The sequence below is a fragment of the Arthrobacter sp. SAFR-044 genome (assembly GCF_051965175.1).
In the GTDB taxonomy this organism is placed as follows: domain Bacteria; phylum Actinomycetota; class Actinomycetes; order Actinomycetales; family Micrococcaceae; genus Arthrobacter.
In genome coordinates, this window is the sequence record NZ_JBQCMK010000014.1 from 48,881 (window position 1) to 67,599 (window position 18,719).

The window sequence follows — 18,719 nt, forward strand, 5'->3', positions numbered from 1 at the left end:
CGGTGCCGTTCTACTTCTTCAGGACCGATTCGAGGCCGGACTGGAAGGCCTGCAGTGCGGTCTTGGCATCCGACTTCCCGGTGATGATGGTCTGGCTGAACTGGTTCAGGGCCTGTCCACCGTCAAGGGCGGCCAGGTTGGCGTTCAAAGTGTTGCCCTGGGCAGCGAACGTCTTGGCGATGGGCTGCCAGTCCTTGACGATCTTGACGTTGTTGGGATCGTTGGCGAACTCCGGGATCTCGGTGATGGACTTGAAGACCGGGAGGGCGGACATCAGCTTCTTCTGCCACAGCTGCTTGAGCTGGCCCAGGTAGTACACCAGGAACTCCTCCGAGGCTTCCTGCGACGGGGTGTTGGTGTACATCATGATGTTGTTCGGGAACACGATGGTGGCCTTGTCCCCGTGCGGGCCGGTGATGGGATCCGCCACCAGCAGGTCGCCGGAGGTATCGCCCACGCGCTGCGGGACGTTCACCTGGAAGAGGCCGTAGCCTGCCTTGCCGTCCTTCCACTGGGCCGACATGTTGTCCGTGGTGTAGCTGACGGCGGCCGGATCGACGATGCCGTTGGACACCAGCTCCAGGACGAATTCCATGGCCTCGACGTTGCGGTCGTTGAGCAGGTCCAGCTCGCCGTCCTTGTTCCAGACGCCGCCGCCGTTGTTGACCATCATCATGATCATGGAGTGGTTGGCGTAGTTGTTGCCCGTGCCTGCGCCGGTGGTGAAGCCGAATGCACCCACCTTCTTCAGGGCCTTGCCCGCCTCAAGCAGGGACGGCCAGTCAGTGGGCAGGGCAACGTTTGCCTTCTCGAACAGGGACTTGCGGTACCAGAAGACGCGCATATCCAACTGCCACGGGACGGCCACGTAGCCCTTGCTGGACTTGAACGGATCCAGCACGCCGGGCAGGAAGTCGTCGAACTGGCCGTTGGCCTTCAGCTTCTCGATCACCTTGTCCGCGTAGGCGATCTGGCCCTGCTGCTCGAACTGGAATGCCTGGAAGCCACCGCCCGTGGACACAGCCGGGCCCGTCTTTGAGGCAATGGCAGAGGAGAAGGTCTGGTAGAAGTTGGCCCACTGGATGATCTGGTAGGACGCCTTGCTGCCGTTCGCACCGGAGAAGCCTTCGGCGATGCCCTTGGCGGCGTCGTTGTAGGCGGGCGTTGCCCACGGCATATCCCAGAACTTCACGGTCCCGCCGGCCCCGCCCCCGCCGCCTCCCTGTGACGCCGAGCCGCCGCCGCAGGCAGCGAGCAGGGGTACGGAGGCTGCGGCAGCCGTCAGGCCCAGGAAACCGCGCCGTGAGAAGGAGCGGCTCTGTTCGGGAGTTGCGTTCATGATGTGTGTCCTTTCGGGACCGTCTTGCGCTGTGCGCCGTTGGTGCGGTCCTGCTCATCGTTGAGAGTGGAGGTGGGACTGGACTGTGCTTTGGGACTGCTTGTTCGGTTGCGTATCGGTGGGCTGGTTACGTGGCAGCGAGGGTTGCGTAAAGGTCGGTCAGCCGGGCAAACCCGGCCAGATCGTCCGGGAGGGTGCCGGCGCTGAGATGGTTCTTCAGCCGCCGCCACGCCGCCCGGTGGGCGGATTCGTACAGGGTGGGAAGCAAAAGTTCGCCGTGGGCCCCGGTGACCCTGACGTCGGCGGGCCACGCCGCGTCGGGATCCGGAACGCGGACGTCCACCCCGCCGTCGGCCGTGTAGAGATGGATGTCGACGCCGGACCGGCGGGCTGCCGTGAGCACGCCCTGGGCGGTGAACGGGGAGCCGTTGGCCAGCCTGCCGGTGACGGTGTATCCGGTGGTGCCGCTGCGGAGGATGCCGACACCGTGGAGCGGTCCGCTGACGGCCAGCACTGCGGCGAGGTGCCGGGCCAGGAGCCGTTGCAGGTCCGTGCCCGGCGCTGCCGTGGCAACGCTGTCCATCAACGACGCCGTGCCCAGGGCGCTGCGTACGGCATCGCGGGCGTCGGGATCGCCGCTTTCGCTGACGAGTGCGGGGTTGGATGCCCAGTGGAGATCGAGGACGACGGCGGCCCCGGCGGCCTGTGTGGCCGCCGCCAGCTGCGTGGCCTCCTCGGGGACGGGATCCACTACCAGGATGCCGCGGGAACCTGCTTCGACGGCCCGGGCGGCTTCCGTGGTCCAGCCTGCTTCGCCTGCAATAACGGCAACGTCGGCTGCCAGGTCCTCCGACGCAGGGCCGAACGTTGCCGGCAGGGAGGCTACCGCCAGGGCTACTGCGCCTGCCTCTTCGGCCTGGGGCGTTGCTGTCACTGTGTACGCGCTCATGCTGTGGCTCCTGCCCTTTCCGCAGAAGCAGCGTGTCCTGCGGCAACGTTCTGCACGGTGGCCTCGGAGATGGCCAGGGCGAAAGTGAGGTCGTCGATCAGGGCCTGGGCGGATGGCGCCTGGCGCGTTCCGCGGGCCAGTTCAGCCAGTTCGCGCCACTCACCTTCGTAGCCGTTGTGGCCGTACGGGCCGAAGGTGCTGGTCTCGCTGTCCCGGGAGAAGGTGGCGACGGCGGAGCCGGCCTGGACGTAGGACGGCGTGAAGTCGATTCGGAGCGCGGAATCATCGCCGATGGCCTCGAAGGTCCACTCGGGCTTCCAGGTGCTGTTCATTACGGCACGCAGTTCGATGACGCGGGTGGGGGTTCGTAGCGAGACGGAGTACCCGAACGGCCGGACGTGCCGCGCCTGGAGGACCTCGATCTCGCCGAAGTCCGGGGTGAAGCGGCGCACCAGCGGCAGGTCGTGGATGGCCAGGCCCATGATTCCGCCCTGCATCATGGCCTTGACGACATCGATATCCGAGTAATCGTGCGTCCCGGCGGCCGGGCGGGTGATGATCTCGGTGGCGAAGTCCTCGAAGCGGGCGTTCGGCGGGAGCACGATGGAGGAGCGGATGGTGTGCACCTGCTCGGGAAGTTTGCCCCAGTTCTGTTCCGCAGCGAGCCAGCCTGGGTCGAAGGTGTGCATCGCGCCTACTACGATCGGCACGCCGGTCGCGGCGCTGACGTCCGCGATCCTGGCCGCCTCGTCGCCGTTCATGGCGAAGGGCTTCTCGCAGAGGACTGCTTTCTTACCGGCCCGGCAGGCGGCAATGACCTGGTCGGCGTGGAACTGGTGTGGGCTGCAGATCGCGACGATGTCCACCCCAGGATCGCCAAGGAGGGCCTCCATGCTGGTGCTGGATGCGGCACCAACACGCGCCGCCACTGAGGAGGCCACAGCGGGATCCACGTCCATGATGTGGCGTACTTCCAGAATGTCCTGGAGGCGGGCCAGTGCAGGGAGGTGGATGGCCTGGGTGACGGGTCCGGCGCCGAGGATGCCGACGCCGATGGGCCGGTCGGCTGGCGCTGTGAAGTGGGACAAGTTCAATTACCTCTTTGTAAGCGGACTCTGGAAGATCGGAGCCATCACCGCGACGGATGGCTGCCATCGGAACTGCAGATGTGCCTTGAATCACAACCTAGAGCGACTTTTGACGCGCGTCAAGCAAAAGCTGTCTGTTGCGCGCCATTCTTCTGCTGTGGTGACAGCACTAAGTAACAGTGTTATGACTTAGTGCATGACTTCAACGACCGGCAGGCAGGCCGGAAAAGACTCCGACGTCGGCAGCCTGTCGCGGGCAGGGGACCTTTTCCAGTTGCTGCGTGACGGTAAGGCCCGCACGCGGGCCGAGCTCGCCCTGAGCACGGGGCTGGCCCGCTCCACGGTCGCCTCGCGGATCGACGCCCTCATGCTCTCGGGCCTGGTGGGCCCGGCCGGGGAGGCGCTCTCCAGCGGCGGCAGGCCGCCGTCGCGCTTTGCCTTCAACCCGTCCGCCCGGCTGGTGCTGGCCGTGGACGTGGGGGCCACCCACGTCATCGTCGCGGTCACGGACCTCGGCGGGAAGATCCTCGCCGAGCACCGGCTGGCGCAGCAGGTGGCAGCCGGACCGGAGGCCGTGCTGGACCAGGTGGTTGCGCAGGGCAGGGAGCTGCTGGCCTCGGCCGGCCGGAGCGTCACAGAACTTGCCGGGATCGGCATTGGCCTGCCCGGGCCCGTGGAACATGACACGGGCAAGCCCGTAAAGCCTCCCATCATGCCCGGCTGGGATGGGTTCGACGTGGTCAGCTACGTCCAGCGGTCCCTGCCCGTCCACGTGCTGGTGGACAACGACGTCAACATCATGGCCCTGGGGGAGCAGTCCGCCCATTGGCCCGAGCACAACAACTTCTTCTTCGTGAAGGTGGCCACCGGCATCGGCTCCGGCATCATCAGCAACGGGGAACTTCAACGCGGCGCCAACGGCACGGCAGGCGACCTCGGGCATGTCCAGGTGGCCCGGGGCACGGAGGTCCTGTGTGCCTGTGGAAACTACGGGTGCCTGGAAGCGCTGGCGTCCGGTCCCGCCGTCGTGCGTTCCCTCCAGGACCAGGGACTGGACGTGGCCAAGGGCGCTGACGTGCTCCGGCTCGCCGCCGACGGCAACCTGCAGGCGATCCAGGCGCTGCGCCAGGCCGGCCGGGACATCGGTGAGGTCCTGGCCACCGTGGTCAACCTGCTCAATCCGTCCGTGATTGTGGTGGGCGGCAGCTTTGGTGAGACGGGGGAGCACGTGGTGGCCGGCATCCGCGAAGTGGTGTACCGGCGCTCCCCCCCGCTGGCCACCTCACACCTGCGCATCAGCGTCTCCCGCGCCGGAAGCCAGGCTGCCGTGCTGGGGGCAAGCCAGCTGGTCACCCAGTACGTGCTCTCGCCCGCCGTCATCGAAGCCACCCTGGCCAGCGCCATCGCCGGGTGACGCCGGAGGATCCCCGGCGCCACCTGGCGATCAGCCTTACGCCTCCGCTTCGGGCTCCGGGGCCTCAGTCAAGAGCAGCGCGGTTCCGCCATAGGCGGGCAGCTCCAGGAAGAAGCTGTGCAGGTCATCCACCTGCCCCACGGTTTCGCCGCTGAACAGGTCCTGGACATTGGCGCCGGACGGCAGTTCATTGGACTGGATGCTGCCGGCGATGTCCTGCCCGGAGAAGTTCAGCGCGGTGACCTGCAGGGCCCCGTCTTTCAGTCGGTTGACCAGCACCAGCGCGGCGCGGTTGGAGACCTCGGGCACGTCCAGCAGGGTGCCCGTGGCGATCCCGTTTTCTTCCCGGACGGCGAGGATCCGCTGGAGGCGGCGGGCGAAGGAGTCCTGGTCCTGCAACTGGTCCGGCAGTGATCCGTACAGGCTGCGGGCCCGCGGCATCCCGGCCGAGGAGCTGGTGGCGTCCGGGCTGGTCCCCATGAGGTCGTGCGCGCCCCGGTTGATCCAGCGCGTATCGCCCTGGGACGTGAGTTCGCGGACGCTGCTGCGGTCCAGGGCCATGATGCCGGTCAGGTCCCAGCCGGAAAGGGCAAAGACGCCGGGCTGGAGCGCGTTGTACATGGCCAGGAGCAGGTGGACGTCCCGGATCTGCGCCTCCTGCTCCGGGGTTACTGTGGCCGGGTCCTTGATTCCCAGGGCCGCCATGATGAAGCTGACAGTAGTGCAGGCAATGCCGTTGGTGGTGAACACGGCGTTGTACGGCGCATTCTCCCCGGTGAGCTGGTCCCGCAGGGTCTGCTGCACATTCTCGGCCAGTTGGGCGCCGGTGAGTTCCTCACCGTTGAGCTCGAACATCTCGTCCCGGTGTCCGGCAGCGAAGTGCAGCAGCTCGTAGGTGAGTTCGTCATGGTTCTGCAACGCGTGCACCAGCGAGGCCTGGTCCACCCCGATTTCCATGGACAGGCGGAGGGTCAGCCGCAGGAACTCGGTATCGGCCGTCACGAGGGAGTAGTGGTAGGCCGGCCGGGTGATGAAGTCGTAGGAAAGGTCCGGCCCGGCCTCCGAAGTTGCCTTGATGTCATCGATGGTCAGGTTCAGCTCCTGGAAGGAGAACCCGCCCACTTTGCGGATCATGGAGCCGATGAGCTGGTTGGCGGCCTCGGACAGCGGGTGCCCCTCGGACCATCCGGGCTGCTCCTCGGCGCTCTTCTCGACGCCCAGGAAGCCGTTGGCGTCCAGCCGGAGCGCTCCTGTGCCCAGGTCCACCAGGGAGTGCAGGGCATCGCCCACCACCAGGCGCATGCCGGCGAACGTGGGGTCAAGCCAGTTGATGGAGGGCTGGCCGGCCTTGAAGTAGTGCAGGTAGACCCAGCGGCGGGTCTTGCCCGTGGTGTCCACGATGGGCCGCGTGGCGCTCCAGTTCGTCTCCTTGACCCCGGGCTCGTAGAAGATGACCCGCTGCAGGCGGCCGATGATGTAGCCGGCCTTCTGCAGGGCCTGTTCGGAGTCGGGGCTGAGGTTGACCGAGTCCGCACCCTCCGGGACGTCCGGGAGCAGGTTCCAGTCCTCTTCCGGGATGTCCACCATGTGGTAGATCCCGGGGTAGTCCCGGAAGTTCATCTCGGCCAGGCGGAAGTCTGCACCCTTGCCGGTGTGGCCGGGCACGATGTCATCGATCACCGTGCCCTCGTGCTCAGCCGCGACCTCGCACATGCTGCGGAACTCTTCTTCGGTGCCGAAGACCGGATCAATCGCCATACTGATGCGGTCAAAGTGGCCATCAACGCTGGGCGTGTGGGACCAGCCGCTGATGCCGCCGGCGAGCTTCACGGGTCCGGTGTGGATCCCTCGGATACCGATTTCGCGGAAAGCCTTCCACATCTCGGGGTCGCCCAAGGCGGAGAGGAAGGACTGGCCGGTCCGGGTGATGAAGGACAACGGGTAGGCGGTAAACCATACGGAGGCGCGTTCGACGGCGGCCCGCGGGTTGGGATGGGCATACGAGTTCTGCCACATGCTGGCCTGGCCGGACAGCTGCCGTGCCAGCGTATTCGCATCCCCGAGCATGGCCTGGTTGCGCAGCCACTCCACATACGCGGCGTTCCGCCCATCGAATTCGAAGGACGGCCTGCTGCCCACGAACTGCCGCCGGCGCGCGATGGGCCGAAGTGCCTTGGGCCGGGCAGCGAAGAACTGCTCGTCGAAAGTAACCTCCAGGTCCGGTGTCGGCTCCGCAGCGCCCTCTTCCACTTCCGCATTGCCCGCGGCGGCTGCATCCGCTTCTGAAGTACGCTCGCTGGTGCCCGGCTCCCGCATAAGCTCCTCTTTCCGTTGCTCGTTTCCGTGCTGGCATGGATGCTCCAAGACCCCTTGCCCAAGGTCAGGTACCCAAGCGAGCAGGGAGTATTCGGTGTTCCCCCTCCCGATGCTACTGCGCAGCGGAGCCTGCGGAAGGGACGCCGGCGCGCCGCTCCTCCCTAAGCCCGCGAATCCCCCCTGTTTTGCCCGTTTCCCCCACCAACGCGTCCACGGGTCGTATTCTTAGAGCAAAGGTTTTGCAGTGGGCCGAAGCGCTGATAGCAGGGCTGGAGCATGGCCGCTGATCCCACGGGGCAGGTTGGCTGGGGACCGCTTCCAGTTACCCCGGAGCCGGTATTCGACAGCAAGGACGTCGAAGACTACCTCTGGGAGGTCACCCGCGACTTCATGACGGGTATCACAGGTGAGCGCCGCGGCATCGGCTGGGCGGCCACCCTCTTTCGCCTGGGCAAGGCACGCACCCTCGCGGCCAGTACGGAGCAGGCGCGCGAGGCCGACCGCGAACAGTGCTCGTTTGCCGACGGGCCGGTCATGGACGCCGTTCGCACCGGGGAATTCGTCCTGCTGTCCGACCTGGGCCGGGACCGGCGCTGGCCCGGCTATTCCAGCGCCGCGGCCGGCCATGGCGTGCAGTCCCTGCTTTCCGTCCCCATCCTTACCGAAGGCGCCACGAGCGCTGCCATCACCCTCTACGCAGCGTCCCCGCATGCCTTCACCAGCGATGACCTGGTGCAGAGCCAAAGCTATGTACGCCAGGTGTCGCGGGCCCTGCGCGTCGTAGTCCGCACTGCGGAGCGCGCGGAAGCAACAGCCGGTCTCGCCGTCGTCCAAAGCTCGCTGGTCCTGGTGGACCTGGCGGTGCGCAGCCTCATGAACGAATACGGACTCACCCGCGAGGGTGCACTGCGGTTCCTGCAGACGCAGGCGCTGCACCACGAACTGGACCTGAGGGACGCGGCACTGTATGTTGTGGCCCCCGGCGGCGTGGACCGCGGGGGCGGGCAGGTTCCAGGGCGGCGGCAGGAAACGTTCGACGGCGTGGCGGAGCTTCCGCGCCCGTCGGCGACGGGGCGGGACTTTCCAACCGGAAAGTCGCCCCGGAAGGAAGCTGCGGCGGGGAAGGAACCCCCGCCGGCGGCGGAAGGAAGGACGGCATGACCATCGAGAAGCAGGAGCTGAGCTCCGTCGTCGAAGGACCGGACAGACACCCCTGGCACCGGTTCGTTGCCTTGGGGGACTCCTACACAGAAGGAATTGGCGACCCCGAACCGAACAGCCTGGGCGGCCTCCGCGGCTGGGCTGACCGGGTGGCCGAGGAACTCGCCGACAGCCAGCCGGACTTCGCCTACGCCAACCTGGCGATCCGGGGTTTCCTTCTGAAGCAGATCCTCGACGTGCAGCTGGAGCCGGCCCTGGCACTGAAACCCGACCTTATCGCCATGTCCGGCGGCGGTAACGACATCGTGTTCCGCCACGGCGACCCGGACAAGCTGGCGGAAAAGATCGACGAGGCCGTCGGTATCCTGTCCGCCACCGGTGCCACGGTGCTGCTCTACGCAGGTCCGGACTGGGGCGATACTCCTGTCTTTGGCAAGATCCGCGGACGCGTGGCGATCTATAACGAGCACCTGCACAGGATCGGCGCGCGGCACCACGCCATCATGGTGGACCTGTGGTGCCTGCCTGAGCTTCAGCACGCACTGATGTGGGACCCGGACCGGCTGCACCTGTCCCCGCTGGGCCATCACTCCGTGGCCGTGGCAACCCTCAACGCCCTGGGGGTAGCGCACACCCTCAAGCCGCTCCAGCCGCGGCCGCTTCCGGCCCATGGGTGGACGCAGGCCCGGGCTGAGGACCTGGTGTGGGCGCGGCAGTACTTTGTGCCGTGGGTGCTCAAGCGGCTGCTTCCCCACCACGCCGGCGACGACCTTGCGGCGAAGCGGCCCCAGCCGGCGCCCGTGTTTGGCTTCGGCCGCCCGGGACCATTCCCGCCGGGCCACCCCGCCCGCCAGGCGCCTGCTGCCGGCGGTGCCTCCGGTGTGCAGCCGGCTGCGGTCCCCGGGGTACCGGCGGACAGGGTGGCCTGAGGGGTTTAGCGCTTTTTGGGGGAACGCTTCGACGCTGCGTTCAGTGCCGACTTGACCGCAGGAGGCAGGCCGCCCTGCTCCGTTTCGGGTTCGGCCACCGTTCCACGGGCCTTCGCGATGGCCTTCATGCCGTGGTAGATCACCAGCGCGGCAGCGGAACCAAGGGCGATGCCGGTGAACTTCAGGTCTCCGATGGTCCAGGTGTAGTCGGCGATGCCGATGATCAGGGCGACGGCCGCAGTGGTCAGGTTGACGGGGTTGGAGAAGTTCACCTTGCTCTGAACCCAGATCTTCACGCCGAGGATGCCGATCATGCCGTACAGCATGGTGGCGGCGCCGCCCAGCACGCCTGCCGGGACGGTGGCAATCAGTTCGCCGAACTTCGGCGAGAAGCTGAGCAGGATGGCGAACATGCCGGCAACCCAGTAGGCCGCCGTCGAATACACCTTGGTGGCAGCCATGACGCCGATGTTTTCCGCGTAAGTGGTGGTGCCGGAGCCGCCGCCGAAGCCGGCCAGGACGGTAGCGGCACCGTCCGCCATCAGCGCACGTCCGGAGACGCCGTCGAGGTTCTGGCCCGTCATGGCGGCAACGGACTTCACATGGCCGATGTTCTCCGCCACCAGCACCAGGACCACGGGGACGAACAGGCCCAGGACGCCGATGTGGAATTCGGGGGTTTGGAAGTGCGGAAGGCCGATCCAGGCTGCGGCGTCCATCTTGTCGTACTTCACCTCGCCGCGGAGCATGGCCACCAGGTAGCCCACCACCACGCCCACCAGGATGCTCAGCCGGCCCAGGATTCCGCGGAACAGGACGCTGACCAGGATGATGGTGGCCAGGGTGATGACGGCGGTGATGGGCGCCGCGTCGAAGTTTTGCTTTGCGGCGGGGGCCAGGTTGAGGCCGATCAGCGCCACGATGGCACCCGTGACGATGGGCGGCATGAGCCGGTTGATCCAGCCGGCGCCGAACTTCTGCACCACAGCACCCACAAGGGCAAGGGTGGCACCCGCGAGGACTACGCCGCCCAGGGCGCCGGGGATCCCGAATTGCGCCTGCGAGGCGGTGATGGGTGCGATGAACGCAAAGCTTGAGCCCAGGTAGCTGGGCACCCGGCCCTTGGTGATCACCAGGAACAGCAGCGTCCCGATGCCCGAGAAGAACAGGGTGGTGGCCGGCGGCATCCCGGTGATGATGGGAACCAGGAAGGTGGCTCCGAACATGGCCACCACGTGCTGCATGCCCACGCCAATGGTCAGGGGCCACGCCAGGCGCTCATCGGGGGCCACCACCTGGCCGGGCTTGATGGTTTTGCCGGTGCCGTGCAGCTTCCATTTGATTCCGAGCATGCTCATGGGAAGGAATGCCTTTCAGGGGGTGCCGCGAACGGGCGAAGATCAACTCGGTCCAGAATACCGCCAAGTAATTCCCGCCGGCCTGCTGTGGCCAACGTCACGGGCCGTCACGGGAAGAGGGGGAAAGCACTTGAAGTTGCAACTATGGAAAGCAACAGAGGCCACCCCGGCACGAGGGCGGCGCAGCGAAAGGGAAGCCAATGACCATTGCCCACGAAGAAGCGGTTATCGATTCGGCAGCCGTGGACGCCATCTTCGCCCAGGCCCGCACCGCCAACTCCTTCACCGGCGAGGTGACGGACGAGCAGGCCCAGGCCATCTACGAGCTCACCAAATTCGGCCCCACCGCATTCAACTCCCAGCCGCTGCGCGTCACGTACGTCCGCTCTCCCGAGGCCCGCGCCACCCTGGTCGATGCCCTGTCCCGCGGCAACCAGGCCAAGACGGCCTCCGCGCCGCTCGTGGCCATCCTCAGCTACGACACCGACTGGGCCGGCAAGTGGGACAATTTCCTCCCCGGTTACAACGCCCCCAAAGCCATGTACGACGCCGACCCGGCCCTTGCCGCCGCCACGGGCAACAACAATGCCCACCTGCAGGCCGGCTACTTCATCCTGGCTGTCCGCTCCCTCGGTTTCGCCGCCGGCCCCATGACCGGCGCCGACTTCGCCGCGATCGACGCTGCCTTCTTCCCCGCCGGCGACCAGAAGAGCTTCCTGGTGGTCAACATCGGCCAGCCCGGCGAGGAGGCCTGGGGAGATGCAAAGCCGAAGTACTCCTACGGCGAGGCTGTCCGCACCATCTAACCCAGGACGCCCCATCACGTCCTGCCCCCCCCTTTTTCCAACGCGCCATCACCTTTAACGCCTTTACCCCACACGCGCCATCACCTCCTGATGGCGCGTGCGGTTTTAGGGGCGGGAGGTGATGGGGCGTTGGGCGTTTAAGGGCAGGATGTGATGTGGCGTCTGAGGGGGAGTGGGAGACTGGGGCATGCCGATGCGCAACCTGATCTTCGTGGCCTTCGTCGAGCCCGTGGCCGAGGGTCAGGTTTTCCCGCGGACGGACTGGCCGCTGCACATCACGCTGCTGAGGTTTGACGTGAAGTTCGACGCCGGCGCTGTCGCCACCACAAACACCCAGGACAGCGCGGACGTCGCCGAACGCATCGCTGGGCTCGCTGACGCGCCGGCGGCCGCGGCGCTGGGGGCCGCGCTGGCAGTGGGGGAGGATGCCGCCTTCGGCCGCAACGGCTCGGTGCCGGTCAACCTCATCCTGCCCCAGCCGGACCTGCAGGCCCTGCACGAACAGCTCGTTGCCGCCGTCGACAGCCTGGGCGGCAGGATACTTACGCCCGCCCACACCCTCGCCGGGTACCGACCCCACGTCTCGCACCACGGTGGCAAGCGCCTCCACCCGGGCGACGCCGTCGTGCTTGACCGCGTCGCCCTGGTGGATATGGCTCCCGACGGCGACCACGCCATCAGGCGCGTCCTCCGGCTGTGGCGCCGCGAAGGGGAGAGCTAGGCGATGACGCTGTCCACCAGCGCCTTGGCCTCGGCCTGCACCTGCTTCAGGTGCTCCTCGCCCTTGAAGGACTCGGCGTAGATCTTGTACACGTCCTCGGTGCCGGACGGTCGGGCCGCGAACCAGGCATTCTCGGTAACCACCTTCAGCCCGCCGATGGCTGCGCCGTTGCCCGGCGCCTCGGTGAGCTTGGCGGTGATCTCTTCGCCTGCCAGCGACGTGGCGGTCACGTCGGAGGCGGATAGCTTGCCCAGCTTCGCCTTCTGCTCCCGCGTTGCGGCGGCGTCGATCCGAGCGTAGACCGGGGCGCCGAACTGGTCAGTCAGGCCCTTGTACAGCTGGGACGGGGACTTGCCCGTAACGGCGGTGATTTCGGACGCCAGCAGGGCCAGCAGGATGCCGTCCTTGTCCGTGGTCCACACGCTGCCGTCCAGCTTGTTGAAGGAGGCGCCGGCGGATTCCTCGCCGCCGAACGCACCTTCCCCGGAAAGCAGGCCCGGCACAAACCACTTGAAGCCCACGGGGACCTCCACGAGCTTGCGGCCCAGGCTTTCGGCCACCCGGTCGATGATGGAGGAGGACACCAGGGTCTTGCCCACCACGGAGGCGGGGTTCCAGCCGCTGCGGTTGCGGTACAGGTAGTCGATGGCCACGGCGAGGTAGTGGTTCGGGTTCATCAGCCCGCCGTCGGGCGTGACGATGCCGTGGCGGTCGGCGTCGGCGTCATTGCCGGTGGCGATATCGAAGGAGGATCCGCCGGCAGACATGCGCTGAATCAGCGATGCCATGGCCGACGGCGACGAGCAGTCCATGCGGATCTTCTCGTCCCAGTCCAGCGTCATGAAGGCCCACTGCGGGTCCACCGTGGGGTTCACCACGGTGAGGTTCAAGTGGTGGCGCTCGGCAATCTCGCCCCAGTAGTCCACGGAGGCGCCGCCCATGGGGTCGGCGCCGATCCGGACGCCGGCGTCGCGGATGGCGTCCAGGTTCAGGACGGACGGAAGATCGTCCACATAGCTGGAGAGGAAGTCGAACTTGCCGGTGGTGTCCGCTGCCTGGGCGTCCGCCAGCGGAATCCGCTTCACGCCGCGCAGCCCGTTTTCCAGCAGCTCATTGGCGCGGTTGGCGATCCAGCCTGTGGCGTCCGAGTCAGCCGGCCCGCCGTGCGGGGGGTTGTACTTGAAGCCGCCGTCGGCCGGCGGGTTGTGGCTGGGCGTCACCACGATGCCGTCGGCCTGCGGGGCTCCCGGCGCGGCCTTCCGGTTGTACGTGAGGATGGCGTGGCTCAGGGCCGGGGTGGGGGTGTAGCCGTGGCGGGCGTCGACCAGCACCTGGACGCCGTTGGCGGCAAGGACCTCGAGGGCGGAGTTCTGGGCCGGCTCGCTCAGCGCGTGGGTGTCCTTGGCCAGGAACAGCGGCCCGGTGACGCCCTGCGCCGCCCGGTATTCCACGATGGCCTGGGTGATCGCCACGATGTGCGGCTCGTTGAACGAGGCCTTGAGGCTGGACCCCCGGTGCCCTGACGTGCCGAACACCACGCGCTGGCCGGGATCACCCAGGTCCGGCGCGATGTCGTAATACGCGTCAAGGAGCGCAGTGATGTCAACAAGGTCCTGGGGTTGGGCAACTGTACCCGCGCGGCTAGCCATGGCTCCAGCATGCCAGAAGCTGGCGGGAGTCAACACGACCCGCCCAGAATCCGGACGCTGTGACCTGGCATGACGCGGCAAAACCAAGTAGTCAACCTGAGTACACGGCGGCAAAAGTACCTATATACCGGCCCTTCCGCACCCTGCTAATTTCAAGAAAATTCCACGAAACAACCGAGTGGAACGGACGACGGCGGCCTGCCGCCGCCGTCCTGTCCGGCAAGGAAACGGGGACGTCCAATGGGGGCAGGAGACGGGGCAGCGGAGCAGTCCAGGCATGCTGCCGAGCGCGTTGCACGGTTGAAGCGCCGGCTGGACCAGGCCGAACACTCCACCAGGGCGTGGGACGCCGGCGCTGTAGGGGAGCGGATAGTGGCCGACAAGCTCAGCGAACTGGTTCCCCGCGGCTGGTACGTGCTCCACGATGTCCACTGGCCGGGGCGCCCCAAGGCGAACCTGGACCACGTCCTAGTGGGCCCGGGTGGCGTGGTGGTAGTGGATTCGAAGGACTGGACCGGCGAGGTGCGGGTGGCTTCCGGGGTGCTGTGGCAGGGCCGCTACGCGCGGACCCAGGCAGTGGAAGGTGCCCTGGCCCAGTGCGCTGCCGTTGCCTCGGTGCTGCCTCCGCCGCACCGCCGCCTGGTCCGTCCGCTCATCTGCATGGCGGCGCAGCCGGACCTTTTCGGGATAACCGACTCGGACGTCGCCGTCGCGGGTTCCCAACGGCTGGTCGGGGCCATCGAGGCGCTCCCGGCAGTGCTCGACCAACAGGCGGTCGTGGGGCTGTACGAGGATCTGGGCCGGCAGCTCACGCACGAGCAGGAACCCGGCATTACGGCCTTGCGCAACGTGCGTCCGGGGACGGTGGTGCGTCCCGCGGGAGCACTGCCCCCGGCCGGCCCCGCGGCGCCCCAGGGCGGTAAGACCGGTTCCGGGGACGAGGCTGCCAGGGCCCGCAGCGTATCGCGGCACCCCGCTGGACGGGCCCTTCCGCCACGGGAAACACAGGCCGGCCAGCGGGCGGGCGGACCGGCTGGACTGCCGGCAAAAAAGCGGTCAGCGGGGCCGGCCGGGCCGGGGCGCCACAGCCGGAACACCAAAGCACAGCAGCACGGCAGTACCAGCGGAGGAAAGCTGGCACTGCTGGCGGCCTTCGTTATTTTCGCCGTCTATATCCTGCCCTACTTGGCCCGGTAGCCTCCCTGCCGTCCCCGGCCCGCAGCTGGTCCCCGGCGGCTCGGCGGACTGCGGCGCCGATCCGGGTGAGCCGGTCCGAATCGAGGGCCCAGGCCTGCCAGTAGAGAGCGACGTCCTGGTGGGCATCCTCCTCCAGCGGGACCAGTGCGCCGTCGGCCAGCTCGCCGGTCAGTTGAAGCTGCGGAACCATGCCCCAGCCCAGCCCGGCCTTGACGGCTGCGAGGAACCCCTGGGAAGAAGGGACGGTATGGGTGGGCGGAAGCTGCGGCACGCTCTTCGCGGCGAGCAGCTGCTGCTGCAGGGTGTCCTTTAGATTGAATTTCAGGACCGGCATTGCTGCCCAGTCCACGCTGCCGGACGTGGAGAAGCGGCGGCGCAGCCCAGGTGTGGCCACCGGGATGTAACGCATGGACCCGAGCAACTCCACGCGGCACCCGCTGACCGGGACGGGGTCGGAGGTCACTGCGCCCATCACCGCTCCGTCGCGGAGCAGCTGGCTGCTGTAGCCCTGGTCCTCCACGTGGAGGTCCAGGGCAGAGTCCTCCCAGCCGGCGGCCCGGTGCAGCACCGGAATAAACCAGGTGGCCAGCGAATCCGCGTTCACCGCCACCGGCAGATGGGCCCGCGAGGATGACCCGACTCCCAGTGCTGCCGACGTCTCCGCCTCCAGGACCTGGACCTGGCGGGCCATCCGCAGCAGCAGTGCGCCGGCGTCCGTAGCAGTACAGGGCAGCCGCCGGCGCACCAGCACCCGGCCCACTGACGTTTCCAGCGCCTTGATGCGCTGGCTCACCGCCGACGGCGTTATCCGCAGCAGGTCAGCGGCCGCCTCAAACGTTCCTTCGTCTATCACCGCGACGAGGGCTTTCAGGTGCTCCAGGTTCATGAAGATATTCTAAGGAACGCGACGAATCTGTTATTTGCCTACATGTAGGCCGGCGTCCTACGGTCGTTGCCATGTTGACCGCAGGAATTACGGGCATGCTCACCGGGCTGGCGCTGATCGTGGCGATCGGGGCGCAGAATGCCTTCGTGCTGCGCCAGGGGATCCGCCAGGAGCACATCGGTGCCGTGGTGGCTGTCTGCATGGCCGGCGATGCCCTGCTGATCCTGACGGGGACGGCGGGTATCGGGGCGCTGATCACCCGGTTCCCCGAAGTGCTGGAAGTCCTTCGTTGGGCGGGAGCCGCCTACCTGCTGTGGTTCGCGGTACGGTCCTTCCTGGCTGCGGCAAGGCCTTCCGCGCTGGCGGAGCAGGCGCCCCGGTCGAAGAACTCCGTGATCGCCACCACGGCGGCCCTGACATTCCTCAACCCCCATGTCTACCTGGACACGGTGGTGCTGCTGGGCAGCCTTGCCAACCAGCAGGGACCCGACCTTCGCTGGACTTTTGCCGCCGGCGCCGTGGCCGGAAGCATCCTGTGGTTTTCAATCCTGGGCTATGGGGCAAGGGCGCTCGCAGGAGTGCTGAGCAGTCCCCGGACGTGGCGGTGGATCGACGCGTCAATCGGCGTCCTGATGGTGATCCTGGCCGTCCGGCTGGTTCTGCACTGAAGTAGGCTGTAGCCAGATTTACAGGGGAGAAACCATGAGCAACCAGCCATCCCAGGGACCGGACTACCAGCGTCCCGAAAACCAGCACGGCGGCTCGCCGTGGCCGGGGTACCAGCCGCCGGCCCAGTACGGGCAAGGGGCAGGCTACGGCCAGCCCCAGTACAACAAGGACCAGTACAACCAGCCGCAGTACGGCCAGTCCCCTTATAACCAGGCCCCATACAACCAGCCCCAGTACTTCGGGCCGCCGTCCTACTACGGGAGGACCATGGAGCCGAAGACCCTGAGCATCGCCAGCATGGTCTGCGGCATCGCCTCGGTGATCATGGGCTGGCTGTTGCTGCCCCAGTTCGCCGCCATCATCACCGGGCATCTGGCCCTCCGGCGCGAGCCCTCGGGCAAGGGGATGTCCATTACCGGCCTGGTGCTGGGCTACCTCTGCCTGCTGGGTTACGGGGCGCTCTGGCTGCTGTTCATCATTGGCGTGGCCGTCGCCGGCACCGCCGGTTCGAATACCGGCACCTTCTGATCCCGCCAACCCCGCGGAACCGGACAAGCGACAAAGGCGGTCCGGGCACCTGTGCCCGGACCGCCGTCGTACTCGCCGAAACGGCCCGCTTTACCCCTGCGCCGCCGCGGCGGCCGGTACGGCAATGGGGCTCTCCGGGTAGATGGACTCCGCCGGGGCACGGTTGGTTGCCTTGGCCCAGGGGTAGTAGATGGCCAGGGTCGCAACGATCCCCACGAGCCAGGAAATGTCCGCGCCGCCCAGCAGTTTGGTGACGGGGCCGGTGTAGAGCGCCTGCGCCAGGAACGGGATCTGGATGACGACGCCGATTCCATAGGAGACCAGGGCGGCAGCGTTCCAGCGGCCGTAACGGCCGTCCGGGTTGTAGAGGGCCGGGATGTCCAACCGGTCGCGTGAAATCTTGTAGTAGTCAACGAGGTTGATCACGGACCAGGGCGTGAAGACCATGAGCAGCAGGAGCACGAAGTTCTTGAAGAGGTTCAGGAAGTCCTTGCTGGCGAACAGCGCGACGAGGACGCTGGCGGCGATTACCGCCACGATGAACGCGATCCGAACGGCTTTGGAGACAGTGTCGCGGCGGTTGACGGCGGTACTGATGGTCACGCCGCACATGAAGGCACCGTAGGCGTTGAGGCAGTTCACCGTCAGCTTGCCCGTGACGATCATCAGGTAGATGCAGACGGCGATCAGGCCGCCGCCGGCGAGGTCGCCCATGTAGCCCACCTGGTTCTTCAGGAAGTCCCCGCCGAGCTTGGCGGCAGACAGGCCGCCGGCCAGGGCGCCCAAGGTCATGGCCCACTGGGCGCCGCCCACGGAGCCGGCGAAGGTGTACCAAAAGGTTTTCCGCTCCGAGGTGTCCGCGGGAAGGTAGCGGGAGTAGTCGGCAACGTATGGGCCGAACGTCAGCTGCCAGCCGGCGCCCAGGGCAACGGCGGTGAGGAAGGTGGGCCCCTCGAAGCCTCTGACCATCATCACCTGGGTGACATCGAACTTGGTGACGACGGCGACTGTCAGGTAGAGGAAGCCGGCCAGGCCCAGCACTGTGGCGATGCGGCCCAGCGCGTGGATGTACTTGTAGCCCAGGATGGCCAGCAGGGCAGTGGCGGCACCGAAAATGAGGATTCCGACGGCGGGCGTGTCCACTCCCAGCATGAGGTTGATGGCCTGCCCCGAGAGCACGGTGCCCGTGGAGGCGAACCCTACGTACATCAGGATGACCAGCGCCAGCGGGATCACGGCCCCGTAGACGCCGAACTGGGCGCGGCTGGAGATCATCTGGGGCAGCCCCAGCTTAGGCCCCTGGGCGGAGTGGAGGGCCATGACGGCGCCGCCCAGCACGTTTCCCACCAGCAGGCCAACGATGGCCCAGAAGGCGTCAGCCCCGAACACCACCGCCAGGGCGCCGTCCACGATGGCGGTGATTTGCGCATTGGCACCGAACCACAGGGTGAACTGGCTCCGGGGGTGGCCGTGGCGCTCGCCCCGCGGAATCATGTCGATCGATCGTGCCTCTACGGCGGTACTGCCTCCGGCCATGGCCAAACTCCTCAGTGATGAAAACGTAAGGTCCATCACATCGGGTTTAGGGCCCAGGCAACACCGCGATTGCGGCGCGGGTGTCCGGGAAACCAGACAGGCCGCCGTGTCGCGCTCAAAAGTCCCCTCGGGATGGACTGTTCCCCTGCGCGTGGCAGGGGGAGTTGTCCGTG

At 67.1% G+C, this 18,719-nt stretch carries 16 protein-coding genes; 8 read left to right on the plus strand and 8 right to left on the minus strand.

Features of this window, described 5'->3' with window-relative positions:
- Positions 1-10: 10 nt before the first annotated feature.
- From ACTHQS_RS18190 to ACTHQS_RS18200, 3 genes are all read right to left on the minus strand, one after another.
- Positions 11-1,339: an ABC transporter substrate-binding protein gene (locus ACTHQS_RS18190; protein WP_440171689.1), complete on the minus strand. Its 1,329-nt coding sequence runs from the start codon at positions 1,337-1,339 to the stop codon at positions 11-13.
- Between the two features lie 127 nt (positions 1,340-1,466).
- Positions 1,467-2,288 (minus strand): hypothetical protein, encoded by an 822-nt coding sequence (locus ACTHQS_RS18195; protein ID WP_440171691.1) that lies wholly within the window; start codon positions 2,286-2,288, stop codon positions 1,467-1,469.
- Positions 2,285-3,376, minus strand: a complete 1,092-nt coding sequence (locus tag ACTHQS_RS18200) for a Gfo/Idh/MocA family protein (RefSeq protein WP_440171693.1) — start codon at positions 3,374-3,376, stop codon at positions 2,285-2,287. The genes ACTHQS_RS18195 and ACTHQS_RS18200 overlap by 4 nt, the downstream gene beginning before the upstream one ends.
- A gap of 196 nt (positions 3,377-3,572) precedes the next feature.
- On the opposite strand from ACTHQS_RS18200, the gene ACTHQS_RS18205 reads away from it, so the two are divergent.
- Positions 3,573-4,790, plus strand: coding sequence for an ROK family transcriptional regulator (locus ACTHQS_RS18205; RefSeq protein ID WP_440171695.1), 1,218 nt, complete (start codon positions 3,573-3,575; stop codon positions 4,788-4,790).
- A 36-nt stretch (positions 4,791-4,826) separates the two neighbouring features.
- Here the strand turns inward: ACTHQS_RS18205 and treS are convergent, their stop codons facing one another.
- Positions 4,827-7,106 carry a maltose alpha-D-glucosyltransferase gene (treS, locus tag ACTHQS_RS18210; protein WP_440171697.1) on the minus strand — a complete coding sequence of 760 codons (2,280 nt, stop codon included), beginning with the start codon at positions 7,104-7,106 and terminating at the stop codon, positions 4,827-4,829.
- Positions 7,107-7,382: 276 nt separating this feature from the next.
- Here treS and ACTHQS_RS18215 point away from each other — a divergent pair, with 276 nt between their 5' ends.
- Entirely contained in the window at positions 7,383-8,267 is an 885-nt protein-coding gene (locus ACTHQS_RS18215; protein ID WP_440171699.1) for a GAF domain-containing protein, read from the plus strand.
- Positions 8,264-9,196, plus strand: a complete 933-nt coding sequence (locus ACTHQS_RS18220) for an SGNH/GDSL hydrolase family protein (protein WP_440171701.1) — start codon at positions 8,264-8,266, stop codon at positions 9,194-9,196. Before ACTHQS_RS18215 ends, ACTHQS_RS18220 begins: the two co-directional genes overlap by 4 nt.
- Before the next feature lie 5 nt (positions 9,197-9,201).
- On the opposite strand, the gene ACTHQS_RS18225 is transcribed toward ACTHQS_RS18220, so the two are convergent.
- Positions 9,202-10,554, minus strand: coding sequence for a uracil-xanthine permease family protein (locus ACTHQS_RS18225; RefSeq protein WP_440171703.1), 1,353 nt, complete (start codon positions 10,552-10,554; stop codon positions 9,202-9,204).
- Between the two features lie 200 nt (positions 10,555-10,754).
- On the opposite strand from ACTHQS_RS18225, the gene ACTHQS_RS18230 reads away from it, so the two are divergent.
- Positions 10,755-11,360 carry a malonic semialdehyde reductase gene (locus ACTHQS_RS18230; protein WP_440171705.1) on the plus strand — a complete coding sequence of 202 codons (606 nt, stop codon included), beginning with the start codon at positions 10,755-10,757 and terminating at the stop codon, positions 11,358-11,360.
- A 193-nt stretch (positions 11,361-11,553) separates the two neighbouring features.
- Positions 11,554-12,081 carry a hypothetical protein gene (locus tag ACTHQS_RS18235; protein WP_440171803.1) on the plus strand — a complete coding sequence of 176 codons (528 nt, stop codon included), beginning with the start codon at positions 11,554-11,556 and terminating at the stop codon, positions 12,079-12,081.
- On the opposite strand, the gene pgm is transcribed toward ACTHQS_RS18235, so the two are convergent.
- Positions 12,078-13,730 carry a phosphoglucomutase (alpha-D-glucose-1,6-bisphosphate-dependent) gene (gene pgm / locus ACTHQS_RS18240; RefSeq protein WP_440171707.1) on the minus strand — a complete coding sequence of 551 codons (1,653 nt, stop codon included), beginning with the start codon at positions 13,728-13,730 and terminating at the stop codon, positions 12,078-12,080. The two genes, ACTHQS_RS18235 and pgm, sit on opposite strands and share 4 nt — an antisense overlap.
- A gap of 240 nt (positions 13,731-13,970) precedes the next feature.
- On the opposite strand from pgm, the gene ACTHQS_RS18245 reads away from it, so the two are divergent.
- A complete protein-coding gene (locus ACTHQS_RS18245; protein ID WP_440171709.1) occupies positions 13,971-14,927 on the plus strand; it encodes a nuclease-related domain-containing protein in 957 nt (318 codons plus the stop codon).
- Here ACTHQS_RS18245 and ACTHQS_RS18250 read toward each other — a convergent pair.
- Complete coding sequence (locus tag ACTHQS_RS18250; RefSeq protein WP_440171711.1) at positions 14,887-15,813, minus strand: LysR family transcriptional regulator ArgP; 927 nt, start codon at positions 15,811-15,813, stop codon at positions 14,887-14,889. The two genes, ACTHQS_RS18245 and ACTHQS_RS18250, sit on opposite strands and share 41 nt — an antisense overlap.
- Positions 15,814-15,884: 71 nt before the next feature.
- On the opposite strand from ACTHQS_RS18250, the gene ACTHQS_RS18255 reads away from it, so the two are divergent.
- Together ACTHQS_RS18255 and ACTHQS_RS18260 are read left to right on the plus strand one after the other, a co-directional pair.
- Positions 15,885-16,481, plus strand: a complete 597-nt coding sequence (locus ACTHQS_RS18255) for a LysE/ArgO family amino acid transporter (protein WP_440171713.1) — start codon at positions 15,885-15,887, stop codon at positions 16,479-16,481.
- Positions 16,482-16,515: 34 nt separating this feature from the next.
- Positions 16,516-17,010: a DUF4190 domain-containing protein gene (locus ACTHQS_RS18260; protein ID WP_440171715.1), complete on the plus strand. Its 495-nt coding sequence runs from the start codon at positions 16,516-16,518 to the stop codon at positions 17,008-17,010.
- A 90-nt stretch (positions 17,011-17,100) separates the two neighbouring features.
- On the opposite strand, the gene ACTHQS_RS18265 is transcribed toward ACTHQS_RS18260, so the two are convergent.
- Positions 17,101-18,546, minus strand: coding sequence for a purine-cytosine permease family protein (locus ACTHQS_RS18265; RefSeq protein WP_440171717.1), 1,446 nt, complete (start codon positions 18,544-18,546; stop codon positions 17,101-17,103).
- Between the last annotated feature and the right edge of the window lie 173 nt (positions 18,547-18,719).